Genomic DNA, 12,757 nt, shown 5'->3' with positions numbered 1-12,757 from the left:
CCTACCCGCGAGCGCGCCACCCCAACCGTCCCCGCGGAAGGTGAACGAAGGTTCCGTGGGTCGTGGGCACCCTGAATCTTCATTCACCTTGCGGTGGCGTCACCGGCGCGATGGGAGATGGCCCCCTGCACCATCTCCCGACCGGATGAAGCCCCGTGGGCGCAGATCCGGCTCACATGCGGAAGACGCCGTTCGCGATCGGCTCGAGCGGGGCGCAGGCGACGGCGGCGAGGGCCTGGGAGAGGACGGCGCGCGTCTCGCGGGGGTCGATGACGCCGTCGTCCCACAGGCGCGCGGAGGCGTACCACGGCTTGCCCTGCTCGTCGTACTGCTCCTTCAGCGCCGCGCCGACGTCCGGCTGGCCGACCTCGGTCATGACGGTCGCGGCCTGCTCGCCGCCCATGACGGACACGCGCGCGGCCGGCCACATGAAGAGGAAGCGCGGCGAGTAGGCCCGGCCGCACATGCCGTAGTTGCCCGCCCCGTAGGAGCCGCCCACGATGACCGTGAGCTTGGGGACGCGGGCGCAGGCGACGGCGGTGACGAGCTTCGCGCCGTCCTTCGCGATGCCGCCGGCCTCGTAGTCCTTGCCGACCATGAAGCCCGAGATGTTCTGCAGGAACAGCAGCGGGACCTTGCGGCGGTCGCAGAGCTCGATGAAGTGGGCGGCCTTCAGCGAGGACTCGCTGAAGAGGATGCCGTTGTTCGCGATGACCCCGATCGGGTGCCCGTCGATCTTTGCGAAGGCGCAGACGACGGTCTCCCCGTAGAGCTCCTTGAACTCGTGCATCGCGCTGTCGTCGACGAGCTTGCGGATGAGCTCGCGCGCGTCGTACGGCGTGCGGGTGTCGAGCGGCAGGAGGTCGAGGAGCTCCTCGGGGTCCTCGCGCGGCGGCACCGGCGTGCTGCGGGCCCACGGCGCCGGCGGCGCCTCGGGGAGGGTCGCGACGATGTCGCGGACGATCTGCAGCGCGTGCTCGTCGTCCTCGGCGAGGTGGTCGACGACGCCGGACGTGCGGGCGTGCACGTCGCCGCCGCCGAGCTCCTCGGCGGTGACCTCCTCGCCGGTGGCCGCCTTCACGAGCGGCGGCCCGCCGAGGAAGATCGTCCCCTGGTTGCGGACGATGACCGTCTCGTCGCTCATCGCCGGGACGTACGCGCCGCCGGCGGTGCAGGAGCCGAGCACCGCGCTGATCTGGGGGATGGCCTTCGCGCTCATCGTCGCCTGGTTGAAGAAGATGCGGCCGAAGTGCTCGCGGTCGGGGAAGACCTCGTCTTGCTTCGGGAGGAACGCGCCGCCGGAGTCGACGAGGTAGACGCAGGGCAGCCGGTTCTCCAGCGCGATCTCCTGCGCACGCAGGTGCTTCTTCACCGTCAGCGGGTAGTACGTCCCGCCCTTGACGGTCGCGTCGTTGGCGACGACGACGCACGGGCGGCCGTGGATCGTCGCGACGCCGGTGACGATGCCGGCGGACGGCGTGTCGTCGTCGTAGACCCCGTCGGCGGCGAGCGGCGAGAGCTCGAGGAACGGGGTGCCGGGGTCGCAGAGGCGGGCAATCCGCTCGCGGGCCAGGAGCTTGCCGCGCGCGTGGTGGCGCTCGCGGGACTTCTCCCCGCCGCCGCCCTGGGCGCGCGCCAGGCGCTCGTTCAGCTCGTCGATGAGCGCGAGCTGGCCGTCGCGGAAGCCGCTCATGAGCCGGCCCCCTCGTCGGCGCTCGTCACGGCGACGAGCGGCTGCTTCAGCGCCACCCGGTCCCCCACCTTCAGGTCCAGCCCCTCGACCGTCCCCGCGTTCGGGGCGGTGATCGAGAGCTCCATCTTCATCGACTCGAGCACGAGCAGGACATCTCCCTCCGCGACGGTGTCGCCGTTCGCGACGTGGACGAGCAGGACGGTGCCGGGCATCGGCGCGGCGAGCGACCCGGCGAGGGCGCCCGCGCCGGAGCGGACCGGGACGTGGGTGACGGCGGCGACGTGGTGCCCGTCCCGCGAGACGTGGACGACGGCGTCGGTCGCGTTGACCGCGTAGGCCCGCGAGACGCCGTCGAGGGTGACGCGGACGCGGCCGGGCTCGGCGAGCGGGCGCACGTCCGCCGCCCACGAGCGCTCGCCGACGCTCACGCGGCCGCGGTCGACGACGACGGCGCCGTGGTCCTCCAGCACCCGGCGCCAGGGGCCGGGGGGTCGCGCCGTCCCGCAGGCCGCGAGCATCGCGGCGGGGACGAGGTCGTCCGGCGGCAGCAGGTCGAGGTCCTCGGCCGCGAGCACGCGCTCGAGCAGGCCGGTGTCCATCGCCCCCGCCGCGACGTCCTCGCGGGCGAGCAGCGCCCGGGTGAACGCCGCGTTCGTCGCGACGCCGAGCAGCTCGAGCTCGCCGAGCGCCCGGTCGAGGCGGCGGACGGCCTCCGCGCGGTCGGCGCCCGACGCGATGACCTTCGCGAGCATCGGGTCGTACTGCGTGCCGACGACGCTCCCGACCCGCAGCCCGGAGTCCATCCGCACCCCGGCGCCGGCCGGCTCGCGGTAGCCGACGACGGTGCCGGTGGCGGGGAGGAAGCCCGCCGCCGGGTCCTCGGCGTAGAGGCGCGCCTCGATCGCCCAGCCGGACGGCTGCAGCGCGTCCTGCGTGAGCGCGAGCGGCTCGCCGGCGGCGACGCGGAGCTGCTGCTCGACGAGGTCGACGCCGTAGACGAGCTCGGTAACGGGATGCTCGACCTGCAGGCGCGTGTTCATCTCGAGGAAGAAGAACTCGGACGGGGTCTCGCCGGGCGCGGTCTCGGGGACGATGAACTCCACGGTGCCGGCGCCCACGTAGTCGGCCGCCCGCGCGAGCGCGACCGCGGCCTCGCCCATGCGGGCCCGGAGTGCCGCGTCGACGACCGGCGACGGCGCCTCCTCGACGACTTTCTGGTGGCGGCGCTGCAGCGAGCACTCGCGCTCGCCGAGGTGCAGGACGGTGCCGTGGGCGTCGGCGAGGACCTGGACCTCGATGTGGCGCGGGCGCTCGAGGTAGCGCTCGACGATGACGCGGTCGTCGCCGAACGCGCTCATCGCCTCGCGCTTGGCCGCGGCGGTCGCCTCGACGAGCTCGCCCGCCGCGCGCACGACGCGCATGCCCTTGCCGCCGCCGCCCGCGACCGCCTTCACGACGACCGGGTAGACGGGATCGCCGCTGCCGTCCGGCGCGACCGCGGGCACGACCGGCACCCCCGCCGCGACGGCGGCGTCCTTCGCCGCGCCCTTGTCGCCCATGAGCTCGATCGCGCTCGGCGGCGGCCCGATCCACGTCAGGCCCGCGTCCACGACGGCGCGCGCGAAGCCCGCGTTCTCGCTGAGGAAGCCGTAGCCGGGGTGGACCGCCGCGGCCCCGGCCCGCGCCGCGGCCTCGAGCACCGCCGCGCCGTCGAGGTAGGACTCAACGCGCACGGCGGTGTCGCACGTGTCGACGTGCACCGCGTCGGCGTCCGCGTCGGTGAAGATCGCCGCCGACCGCAGCCCGAGCGCGTGCACGGACCGCGCGACGCGCACGGCGATCTCGCCGCGGTTGGCGATCAGGACCGGGCCGGAGAACACGGCGGTCGCCTACGCCCCGAGCGCCCGCGCGATGACCATCTGCTGGACCTCGTCGGTCCCCTCGCCGATGGTGAGGATCTTCGCGTCGCGGTACATGCGGCAGACCGGGTACTCCTCGATGTAGCCGTAGCCGCCGTGGATCTGGACGGCCTCCTCGGCGCAGCGGACCGCGAGGCGACCGGTCTTGAGCTTCGCCTGCGCGGCGGTGAGCGTGAAGTTGCGGCCCTGGTCCTTCTCCCACGCGGCCTTGTAGGTCAGCAGGCGCGCCGCCTCGATCTCGGTCGCCATGTCGGCGAGCTTGCCCTGGATGGCCTGGAACTTCGAGATCGACTGGCCGAAGGCCTGGCGCTCCTTGCTGTACTTCACGGCCTCGTCGAGGGCGCCCTGCGCGAGGCCGACGCCCATCGCCGCGACGCCGATCCGGCCGATGTCGAGGATGTGGAGGAACTGCTTGAAGCCGCTGCCGCGGGGGCCGAGGAGGTTCTCCTCCGGGACCTGGCAGTCGGTGAAGGTCAGCGGCCGGGTGTCGGACGCGTTCCACCCCATCTTGCGGTAGGGCGTCCCCTGCTCGTAGCCGGCGGTGCCGTTCTCGACGATGAGGTTGGACACCTCCTTGCGCCCGTTGGCATCCGTCCCCGTGACCGCGGTGATCGCGACGTGGCCGGAGATGTCGGTGCCCGCGTTCGTGATGAACTGCTTCGCGCCGTCGATCGTCCAGACGCCGTCGCTCAGCGAGGCGCGCGTCTTCACGTTGCCGGCGTCCGACCCGGCGTCCGGCTCGGTGAGGCCGAAGGCGCCGAGCTTCCTTCCCGCGCAGAGGTCGGGCAGCAGGCGCTCCTTCTGCTCGTCGGTGCCGAAGAGGTACACGGGCTGCGTGCCGAGCGACGTGTGGGCGCAGAGCGTGATGGCGACGCTCGAGTCGATCCGGGTGAGCTCCTCGACGGCGATCGCGTACTGCAGGGAGTCGCCACCGGACCCGCCGACCTCCTCCGGGAAGGGGATGCCCATCCACCCGAGCTCGCCCATCTTCGCGACGAGCTCGTAGGGGAAGGACTTCGTGTGGTCCAGGTGCTCGGCGGCGGGCGCCACCTCGCTGCGCGCGAAGTCGCGGACGGACTCCTGCAGGGCCTTGGTCTCGTCGGGCAGATCGAAGAACATGCGGCGGACCATACCGAATGATCCTTCAAAGTTCGAATGCTCGTTCAACAGATGAGGGAGTGCTCAGGGACGCGTGGGCTCACGGCCGGGGCGGGTACCGTCGTCCGCATGGCCCTCCACCTGCACGAGCCGTCCGCGACCGAGGACGTCGTCGCGCCCGCACACCGGCATCCCGGGACCGACCCGGTGCCCCGCCTGCGCCTCGCGCCCGACGGGATGGCGGCCGACGACGCGCGCATGCTCGTCGAGGACGAGCTCATGCTCGACGGCAACTCGCGCCTGAACCTCGCGACCTTCGTCACGACGTGGATGGAGCCGCAGGCGCGCGAGCTCATGGACGCCTGCCTCGACAAGAACATGATCGACAAGGACGAGTACCCGCAGACCGCGGAGCTCGAGCGGCGCTGCGTGAACATCCTCTCCGAGCTGTGGCACGCCGCGCCCGGCGCCGACGCCACCGGCTGCTCGACGACCGGGTCCAGCGAGGCGTGCATGCTCGGCGGGCTCGCGTTGAAGTGGCGCTGGCGGGAGCGGCGGCAGGCCGCCGGGCTCGACGCGTCGCGCCCGAACCTCGTCATGGGCGCGAACGTCCAGGTCTGCTGGGAGAAGTTCTGCCGCTACTGGGATGTCGAGGCGCGCTGCGTCCCGGTGACCGCCGAGGCGCCGTACCTCACGGCGGAGGGTGCGGCCGCCCACTGCGACGAGAACACGATCGGCGTCGTCGCGATCCTCGGGTCGACGTTCGAGGGCAGCTACGAGCCGGTCGCGGAGATCGCCGCGGCGCTCGACGCGCTCGCGGCCGGCGGCGGGCCGGACGTCCCGATCCACGTCGACGGCGCGAGCGGCGGCTTCATCGCGCCGTTCGTCGACCCCGAGCTCGTGTGGGACTTCCGGCTGCCGCGGGTCCAGTCGATCAACGCCTCCGGCCACAAGTACGGGCTCGTGTACCCCGGCATCGGGTGGGTCGTGTGGCGTGAGCCCGCCGCCCTGCCGGAGGAGCTCGTCTTCAAGGTCGACTACCTCGGCGGCGAGATGCCGACCTTCGCGCTGAACTTCTCGCGGCCGGGCGCCCAGGTCGCGGCGCAGTACTACACGTTCGTCCGGCTCGGGTTCGAGGGCTTCCGCCGCGTGCAGCAGGGCTCGCGCGACGTCGCGACGGCGCTCGCGGCGAAGATCGCGGAGCTCGGGCCGTTCGCGCTCGTCTCCGACGGCTCGCACCTTCCGGTCTTCGCCTTCCGCCTGAAGGACGACGTCACCGGCTACTCGGTCTACGACGTCTCCGAGCACATCCGCGCGCGCGGCTGGATCATCCCCGCCTACCGCATGCCGGAGGGCATCCACGACATGGCCGTCCTGCGGATCTGCGTGCGCTCGGGCTTCACGCACGACCTCGCACGGATCCTCGTCGAGGACCTGGGACGCGTCGTCGAGCGCCTCGAGGCCCACGGGTCCTCCGTCCCCGCCGACGACTCGCGGTCCTCCTTCCACCACTGACGTTTGTTGAACGACCGTTCGAACTTTGAACGGTCGGTCGGTAGAGTGCGCGGGCGGATGGCCAAGGCACCGACCAGCCCCGCGCTCCGTGAGCGCTACGACCGCCGCCAGGCGGGGGTCGTCACCGCGGCCGCGCACGTCTTCGCCGAGCGCGGCTACGACCAGACGTCGGTGCAGGAGCTGAGCGAGGGCATCGGCCTCGCGGCCGGTGGGCTGTACCACTACTTCGGCGGCAAGGAGCAGCTGCTCATCCGCATCTGCGACCAGCTCATGGACCCGCTGCTCGGGGACGCGCGCAAGCTCGCGGCGGGGGACGGCGGCGCCGCGGAGCGCCTGCGCGCGGTCGTCCGCCTGTGGGTCGCGCACGCGATCGAGCACCGCGACCACATGCTCGTCTTCCAGCAGGAGCGGCACGTCATCGACCACGGTGACCAGTGGGCCGAGGTCCGCCGCACCCGCAAGGCCTTCGAGCGCGTCGTGGAGAAGCTCCTCGACGAGGCGCGGACCGAGGGCGCGATCGACGGCGACCGCCGCCTGCTCCTCGCCGCCCTCCTCGGCATGGTGAACCACACCGTCCAGTGGTACCGGCCCGGCGGGCGCCTGAAGCCGCAGCAGATCGCCGACGGGTACGTCGACCTCGTGGTCGGGGGCGGCGCGGACCCGACCTGAGCCCCCGGAGCCGCGGGCGGCGGCGCGGGCTGAGGCGTCACCGGCGGCGCGGGCCCGACCTGCCCTCCCGGGCGGCGTCGAGCGTCCATCTGCCCGGGGATCCCCGGGCAGATGGACGCTCGACGCGCGATGATGGGCCCATGGCCGATATCGCGATCGACGAGGCGGCGGGCCTGACGGCCGCGGACCTCGTGCACGTCAAGCTCACCGCCACCGACGCGTCCGCCACCGTCGCGGACGTGCAGGCCTTCTTCGCCGCGAGCACGAGCCGCCGGCTCGCGGTGCTCGCGGAGGACGGGCGCTTCGCCGGCGTCCTCACGCGGGAGGACGCCGAGGGCGCGCCCGACCCGGCGGCGCCCGCGCGCTCGATCGCCCACGACGGGCCGACCGTCGCGGCGGGCGCGAGCGCCGAGGAAGCACGCACCGCGGTCATGGACGCGCCGTCACGCCGCGTGCCGGTCGTCGCGGAGGACGGCACGCTCGTCGGCGTCGTCGCGCTCGACGAGACGCGCACGCACTTCTGCGGCACCGCCCGCTGAAGGCCGTCCATTTCCCCCGACCCTGGTCGGGGGAAATGGACGCGCTCCCGCGCCCCCACGGTGCGCCGTCCATTTCGCCCGAGCCCGCTCGGGGGAAGTGGACGGGCTCCCGCTGACCGTCGGCTTACACCGCCGGCGCCGCGCAGGCCGTCGCGTCGCCCGCGGCCGCCTCGTCCCACGCCTCGCGCAGCCGGGCCGCCGCCTCGACGAGCAGGCCGGGCTCGAGCGTGAAGCAGATGCGGACGTGGTCGAGGTGGCGGTCGTCGACCGCGCCGACGCCGCCCCCCGCGATCGCGACGCCGTGCCGCAGCGCGGCGGCGACGACCTCCGGCGCGTTCGCGCGCGGGAGCTTCACCCACAGCCCGTAGCCGCCGTCGGGCGCGGTCACCTCCCAGTCGGGGAGCTGCTCGGCCAGCGCCGCCGTCAGCACGGCGCAGCGCTCGGCGGCCATCGCCCGGCGGCCGGCGATGATCTCGTCGAGCTGCGGCAGGGCCGCGAGGCAGGCGACCTGGTCCAGGACGCCGGAGCCCATGTCCTGAGCGGTGCGCAGGCGGCCGAGGCGGAGGATCGTCGCCGGGTCCGCCCGGATCCAGCCGGTGCGCAGCCCGCCCCACAGGACCTTGCTGAACGAGCCGACGGCGATGACGCGGTCGGGCTCGAGCGCGACGAGGTCCGGCGGCGCCTGACCGGAGAAGACGGTGTCGACCATCGTGAGGTCCTCGACGAGGAGGACGTCCTCGTCGCGGATCGCGGCCAGCAGCTCGTGCCGCCGCCGCTCGGACATCGTCGTCCCCGTCGGGTTGTGGCACGTCGGGACGAGCAGCGCGAGCGCCGCGTCACCCGTCTCGAGCGCGCGGCGGAACTGCGCCGGGCGCGGGCCCGCGTGGTCGCGCGGCACGCCCTCGACGACGGCACCCGCGCGGGAGAGGAGCTCGAGCGCCCCCGGGTAGGTCGGCGTCTCGACGATCGCCCGGTCGCCCGGCCGCAGGTACGCGGCGATGATGAGGTGCAGCGCCCCCTGCGCGCCGGCGGTGATGAGGATGTGCGACGCGGTCGTCGGGACCCCGCGCGCGGTGAGCCGCGCCGCGATCCCCTCGCGCAGCGCGGGCAGCCCGAGCGGCGCGTAGCCGTGGACCGGCGCCCCGGCCCGCACGGCGTCCCCCGTCGAGACGAGCAGCCGGCCGACGACGTCGTCGTGGACGGGCGCGGCCGTCGAGAGGTCGATCGGGACGGCCGGGCCGCTGACCTGCCGGGTGAAGCCCTCGTTGCGCAGGTGGCGGCCGACCGGCGCGCGCCCGCGCGCGCTGACCGTCGTCCCGCTGCCCTGACGCCGGACGACGAGCGCGCGCTCGGCGAGCTCGCTGTAGGCGGCGACGACCGTCCCGCGGCTCACCTGCAGGTGCCGGGCGAGCGCGCGGTCGGGCGGCAGCCGCGTCCCGGCGGGCAGCACGCCCTGGGCGATCGCGTCGGCGATCGCCTCGGCCAGGCACGCGTACCGCGGTCCCGAGCGGAGCGTCCACGCCCCGAGCACGCCGGCGAACTCGTCGACCGCGAGGAATTGGACCGGCGATTGGCTCTGGTCGACGGGGTCCATTCTCGGGAGCATACCCGTATGAACCAGACCAATTCCTTCGTTCTTCCGTCCAGCTCCGCCGAACTGGACCTGACGATCCGCCGGGCCACCGAGGCCGACGCCGGCGCCCTGCGCGAGCTCGCCCTCCTCGACAGCCGCCGTCCGCTGACCGGTCCGCTGCTCGTCGCCGAGGTCGCCGGCCGCCCGTGGGCGGCGCTTGCGCTCGACAGCGGCGAGGTCGTCGCCGACCCCTTCCGCCGGACCGCCGACCTCGTCGAGCTCCTCCACGAGCGCGCGCGTCATCTGCGCGACGGGCCGGAGGCCCCCGCGCCCAGCGGCCCGCTCAGCCGGCTGGCCGGCGCGCTGAGGCCGCGGCGCCACGGGCTGTCCAGCGGCTGACCCCGGCGACCCGCCGCCGCACCCCGGCGGTGCGGCGGCCGAGCGCGGGGGCGCCGCGGTCGACGACGACGAACACGACCGCCGCCATGAGCCACCCGGCGACGATGTCGGCGAAGAAGTGCTCCCCGCCGTAGACGAGCGTGAACGCCATCGCCGCCGCGTACAGCCCGAGCCCCGCGCGGACGCGTCGCCCGGCGCCCCAGAAGTAGAGGAGCAGGAGCACGGGATAGGCGGCGTGCAATGACGGCATCGCCGCGACCGGGTTCACGAGCGCGCCGTTCTCGTACGTCGACTGGATCGTGTGGACGCCGAGGTGGCCCCAGACGATCGGGACGATGCGGTCGACCGGCGGCAGGTGCCCGTCGCCGGCGACGAGCCACGGCGGCTGCGCCGGGTAGAGCCAGTAGGTGAGGAACGCCCCGAGGGTGAGGAGGACGACGAGCGACGCGTAGCGGCGGAAGTGCTCGTGGGCCCGGTGCCAGACGACCGCGGCGACCGTCCACACCGCGAAGAAGTGCGTCATGTAGACCGCCCAGGTCGCGTAGTCCCACGGCCGCAGGTGCGCCGGGTCCCAGAGGTGGTGCTGGAGCCACACCGTCGGGCCGTCCCCGCCGAAGATCGTCGTGTCGAACCCCTGCTGCGCCGTCCGGTGCGCGGCCTCCGGGACGCCGTCGACGGCGCCGCGGAGCAGGTCGTAGAGGACGAGCAGCGCGAAGATCGGCAGCCATTCCACGACGAGGCGGGCCAGGCGCCGCGGGCGCCCCGCGCTGAACGCCGCCATCCCGAGTCCGAGCCAGAAGAAGAGCTGGTCGCGCGCGACCGGCAGGCCCCACTCGAGGACCGTCACTGAGAGCGCGACGACGTAGACGGCGGGCGCACCGACCGTCACCGCACGCTGCGCCCGCGGGCCCCAGGGCGCACCCGCGCCCGCGCCGCCGCGCGGGCCGGCACCCACCACCGCCCCGCCGGCGCCCGCGGGGCCCGGCAGCGCGTCGCTGTGCGCCTCGGCCGTCAGGGGATCTCCCGCACCATGATGAGGCTCGTCGCGCCCGGGGTCCCCGTCCGCCGCCCGGCCGTGAGGATGACGCCGGCCCCCGAGGGCAGGCCGACCTCGTCCCGGGCCGCGCGCAGCGACGCCTCGACGAGCTCGTCGACCGTCTCGGCCACCGGGAGGCGCAGCGGCAGCACGCCCCACTCGAGCGCGAGCTGGTTGCCGACGACGTCGTCGTGGACGAGCGCGACGATCGGCCGGGCGGGCCGGTACTTCGAGCACGCGCGGGCGCCGCCGCCGGTCGCGGTCGGGATGAGGAGCGCCGCCGAGTCGAGGGCGTCGGACAGCTGAACCGCCGCGTACATGACCGTCGCCGCCGCGGAGCCGACGGGGTGGATGCCGCGGGCCCGGCCGAGGATGACCGGCGACTCCTCGGCCGCGTAGGCGATCTCCGCCATCGCCTTCACGGCCTGCACCGGGAACTCGCCGACCCCGGTCTCCGCCGAGAGCATGACCGCCGACGTGCCGTCGATGACGGCGTTCGCGACGTCCGCCGCCTCGGCCCGCGTCGGCTCCGGCGCGTGGATCATCGACTCGAGCATCTGGGTGGCGGTGATGACGAGCTTGCCGACCTGGGTCGCGCGGTTGATCGCGTCCTTCTGCATGAGCGGGACCCGCGCCACGCCCGCCTCCACGCCGTAGTCGCCGCGCGCGACCATGATCCCGTCGGAGGCCTCGAGGATCTCGTCGAGGTGCTCGTAGGCCTCGATCTTCTCGATCTTCGCGACCGTCCGGGCCCGCGACCCCAGGCCGCTGAGCCGCTCGCGCAGGTCCTCCATGTCCGCGGCGCTGCGGACGAAGGAGAGGGCGACGACGTCCGCCCCGAGCTCGGCGGCGAGCGTGAGGTCGGTCGCGTCCTTCTCGGTGATCGCCGGCAGGCTCGGCCGCGCCCAGGTGACGTTCACGCCCTTGCGCGGCGAGACGGTGCCGGCGGTCAGCGCCCGCGCGGTGACGCGCCCGTCGTCGAGTGCCTCGACGACGAAGCGGGGGACGCCGTCGCCGATGACGATCTCCGACCGCTCGGTGACGAGGTGGAGGAAGTCGGCGTAGTCGACGACGAGCTCGGCGTCGTCCCTCCCCCGGCCGACGCCGACGAAGTGCACGAGCTCGTCGGCCTGCACGACGCGGACCGGGGTGTCGGCCGAGAGGCGGAGCTTCGGCCCCTGGAGGTCGAAGAGGACGCCGACGTGCCGGCCGCAGCGGGCGATCGCCGCGCGGGCGTCGGCGTTGCGCCGGCGCAGCTCCTCCTCGGTCCCGTGCGAGCAGTTGATGCGGAAGCAGTCGACCCCGGCGGCGAGCAGGGCGTCGAGCGTCTCGGCGGTCTCGCTCGCCGGGCCGAGGGTCGCGACGATCTTCGTGCGGCGCTTGAAGGTCACGGTCCCACTCTCGCAGGCCGCCGCGCTCCCGTCAGGCGCGAGCCGGCTCGGTCGAGGGCGACGAGCGCTTCACCTTCGGCCTCGACGTCATCCTCGCGGGGCCGGCGGCCCAGGCGGCGCCCACGACGCCGCCGCCGAGTAGAGCACGGCAGCAACGGACGTCGCGAGGTTGAGGCTCGACACGCCCGCGCGCATGGGCAGCGCGAGCCGGGCGTCCGCGCGGGCGAGCAGCTCGTCGGAGAGCCCGTCGCGCTCGGTGCCGAAGGCGAGGACCGCGCGCGGCGGCAGGGCGCCCGGCTCCAGGACGTCCCCCTCCGGGTCGAGGGCGACGAGCGGCCGCCCGGAGTCCGGGAGGGCCCGCGCGCGGCGCACGGGCAGCGCGAACTGCAGGCCCGCGCCGCCGCGGATCGCGTCGTGGTGCCACGGGTCCTGATCACCCGTCGCGATGAGACCCGCCGCGCCGGCGGCCGCCGCGACGCGGACGCAGGCACCGAGGTTGCCGAGGTGGCGCGGCTGCTCGAGCAGGACGACCGGCTCCGGGCCCGGGAGGGCGAGCATCGCCGGGACGTCGGGCTGGGCCGGGCGCCGCGCGAGCGCGAGGACCTGCGCGCGCGGGACGATCCGCGCGAGCTCCTCCGCGGCGGCGAGCGTCACCGGCGGGAGCGTCAGGTCGGGCGCGAGGCGCAGGCGGAGCGCCTCGAGCTCGTCGAGGTCCGCGGTCCAGACGCCGAGGACCTCGCCGCCGAAGCGCAGCGCGTGCTTCAGCGCGTGAAAGCCCTCGAGGACGACGAGCTCGGGGTCCCGGCGGGCGGCGGTGACGTCGCGGAGGCTCGGGAGCATCGTGCCGGAGCATAGGCGGGCGGCGCCCCTCCCCGGCCGTCGAACGTCCATCGGCCCGGGGATGCCCGGGCCGATGGACGTGCGA

11 protein-coding genes are annotated in these 12,757 nt (G+C 74.4%); 4 read left to right on the top strand and 7 right to left on the bottom strand.

Going from position 1 to position 12,757, the window contains the following annotated elements; all coding sequences use genetic code 11:
- Nucleotides 1–172: 172 nt before the first annotated feature.
- Genes NBH00_RS01875 through NBH00_RS01865 form a run of 3 tightly spaced genes read right to left on the bottom strand, consistent with a single transcriptional unit; the run spans nt 173 to nt 4,731 of the window.
- The gene (locus tag NBH00_RS01875; protein WP_254571659.1) at nt 173–1,693 is read right to left on the bottom strand and encodes an acyl-CoA carboxylase subunit beta; all 1,521 of its coding nucleotides are present in this window, start codon (nt 1,691–1,693) and stop codon (nt 173–175) included.
- Entirely contained in the window at nt 1,690–3,573 is a 1,884-nt protein-coding gene (locus NBH00_RS01870) for an ATP-binding protein (protein ID WP_254571658.1), read from the bottom strand. The genes NBH00_RS01875 and NBH00_RS01870 overlap by 4 nt, the downstream gene beginning before the upstream one ends.
- A gap of 9 nt (nt 3,574–3,582) precedes the next feature.
- The gene (locus tag NBH00_RS01865) at nt 3,583–4,731 is read right to left on the bottom strand and encodes an acyl-CoA dehydrogenase family protein (protein WP_254571657.1); all 1,149 of its coding nucleotides are present in this window, start codon (nt 4,729–4,731) and stop codon (nt 3,583–3,585) included.
- 108 nt (nt 4,732–4,839) lie between these two features.
- Between NBH00_RS01865 and gad the strand changes: the two genes are divergently transcribed.
- The 3 genes from gad to NBH00_RS01850 all read left to right on the top strand — a co-directional run bounded on the left by gad (nt 4,840) and on the right by NBH00_RS01850 (nt 7,433).
- Nucleotides 4,840–6,225 (top strand): glutamate decarboxylase, encoded by a 1,386-nt coding sequence (gene gad / locus NBH00_RS01860; protein ID WP_254571656.1) that lies wholly within the window; start codon nt 4,840–4,842, stop codon nt 6,223–6,225.
- Between the two features lie 57 nt (nt 6,226–6,282).
- Entirely contained in the window at nt 6,283–6,894 is a 612-nt protein-coding gene (locus tag NBH00_RS01855; protein WP_254571655.1) for a TetR/AcrR family transcriptional regulator, read from the top strand.
- 140 nt (nt 6,895–7,034) lie between these two features.
- Complete coding sequence (locus tag NBH00_RS01850) at nt 7,035–7,433, top strand: CBS domain-containing protein (RefSeq protein ID WP_254571654.1); 399 nt, start codon at nt 7,035–7,037, stop codon at nt 7,431–7,433.
- A gap of 124 nt (nt 7,434–7,557) precedes the next feature.
- Here NBH00_RS01850 and NBH00_RS01845 read toward each other — a convergent pair whose 3' ends face one another.
- Nucleotides 7,558–9,027, bottom strand: a complete 1,470-nt coding sequence (locus tag NBH00_RS01845; protein ID WP_254571653.1) for an aminotransferase-like domain-containing protein — start codon at nt 9,025–9,027, stop codon at nt 7,558–7,560.
- Nucleotides 9,028–9,045: 18 nt separating this feature from the next.
- On the opposite strand from NBH00_RS01845, the gene NBH00_RS01840 reads away from it, so the two are divergent.
- Entirely contained in the window at nt 9,046–9,405 is a 360-nt protein-coding gene (locus NBH00_RS01840; RefSeq protein WP_254571652.1) for a GNAT family N-acetyltransferase, read from the top strand.
- On the opposite strand, the gene NBH00_RS01835 is transcribed toward NBH00_RS01840, so the two are convergent.
- From NBH00_RS01835 to NBH00_RS01825, 3 genes are all read right to left on the bottom strand, one after another.
- Entirely contained in the window at nt 9,350–10,294 is a 945-nt protein-coding gene (locus NBH00_RS01835; protein ID WP_254571651.1) for a phosphatase PAP2 family protein, read from the bottom strand. The genes NBH00_RS01840 and NBH00_RS01835 overlap by 56 nt on opposite strands.
- Nucleotides 10,295–10,416: 122 nt before the next feature.
- Complete coding sequence (pyk, locus tag NBH00_RS01830; RefSeq protein WP_254571650.1) at nt 10,417–11,832, bottom strand: pyruvate kinase; 1,416 nt, start codon at nt 11,830–11,832, stop codon at nt 10,417–10,419.
- Between the two features lie 87 nt (nt 11,833–11,919).
- Nucleotides 11,920–12,672, bottom strand: a complete 753-nt coding sequence (locus NBH00_RS01825) for a TrmH family RNA methyltransferase (protein ID WP_254571649.1) — start codon at nt 12,670–12,672, stop codon at nt 11,920–11,922.
- Between the last annotated feature and the right edge of the window lie 85 nt (nt 12,673–12,757).

This window comes from Paraconexibacter antarcticus (assembly GCF_024220175.1).
Lineage (GTDB): Bacteria > Actinomycetota > Thermoleophilia > Solirubrobacterales > Solirubrobacteraceae > Paraconexibacter > Paraconexibacter antarcticus.
This window is presented reverse-complemented; position numbering and strand designations above follow the sequence as displayed.

Excerpts from the sequence above, each read along its gene's own strand:
- NBH00_RS01875 (WP_254571659.1), bottom strand. The coding sequence starts at position 1,693 with ATGAGCGGCTTCCGCGACGGCCAGCTCGCGCTCATCGACGAGCTGAAC.
- NBH00_RS01865 (WP_254571657.1), bottom strand. The coding sequence starts at position 4,731 with ATGTTCTTCGATCTGCCCGACGAGACCAAGGCCCTGCAGGAGTCCGTC.
- gad (WP_254571656.1), top strand. The coding sequence starts at position 4,840 with ATGGCCCTCCACCTGCACGAGCCGTCCGCGACCGAGGACGTCGTCGCG.
- NBH00_RS01855 (WP_254571655.1), top strand. The coding sequence starts at position 6,283 with ATGGCCAAGGCACCGACCAGCCCCGCGCTCCGTGAGCGCTACGACCGC.
- NBH00_RS01850 (WP_254571654.1), top strand. The coding sequence starts at position 7,035 with ATGGCCGATATCGCGATCGACGAGGCGGCGGGCCTGACGGCCGCGGAC.
- NBH00_RS01845 (WP_254571653.1), bottom strand. The coding sequence starts at position 9,027 with ATGGACCCCGTCGACCAGAGCCAATCGCCGGTCCAATTCCTCGCGGTC.
- NBH00_RS01840 (WP_254571652.1), top strand. The coding sequence starts at position 9,046 with ATGAACCAGACCAATTCCTTCGTTCTTCCGTCCAGCTCCGCCGAACTG.
- NBH00_RS01825 (WP_254571649.1), bottom strand. The coding sequence starts at position 12,672 with ATGCTCCCGAGCCTCCGCGACGTCACCGCCGCCCGCCGGGACCCCGAG.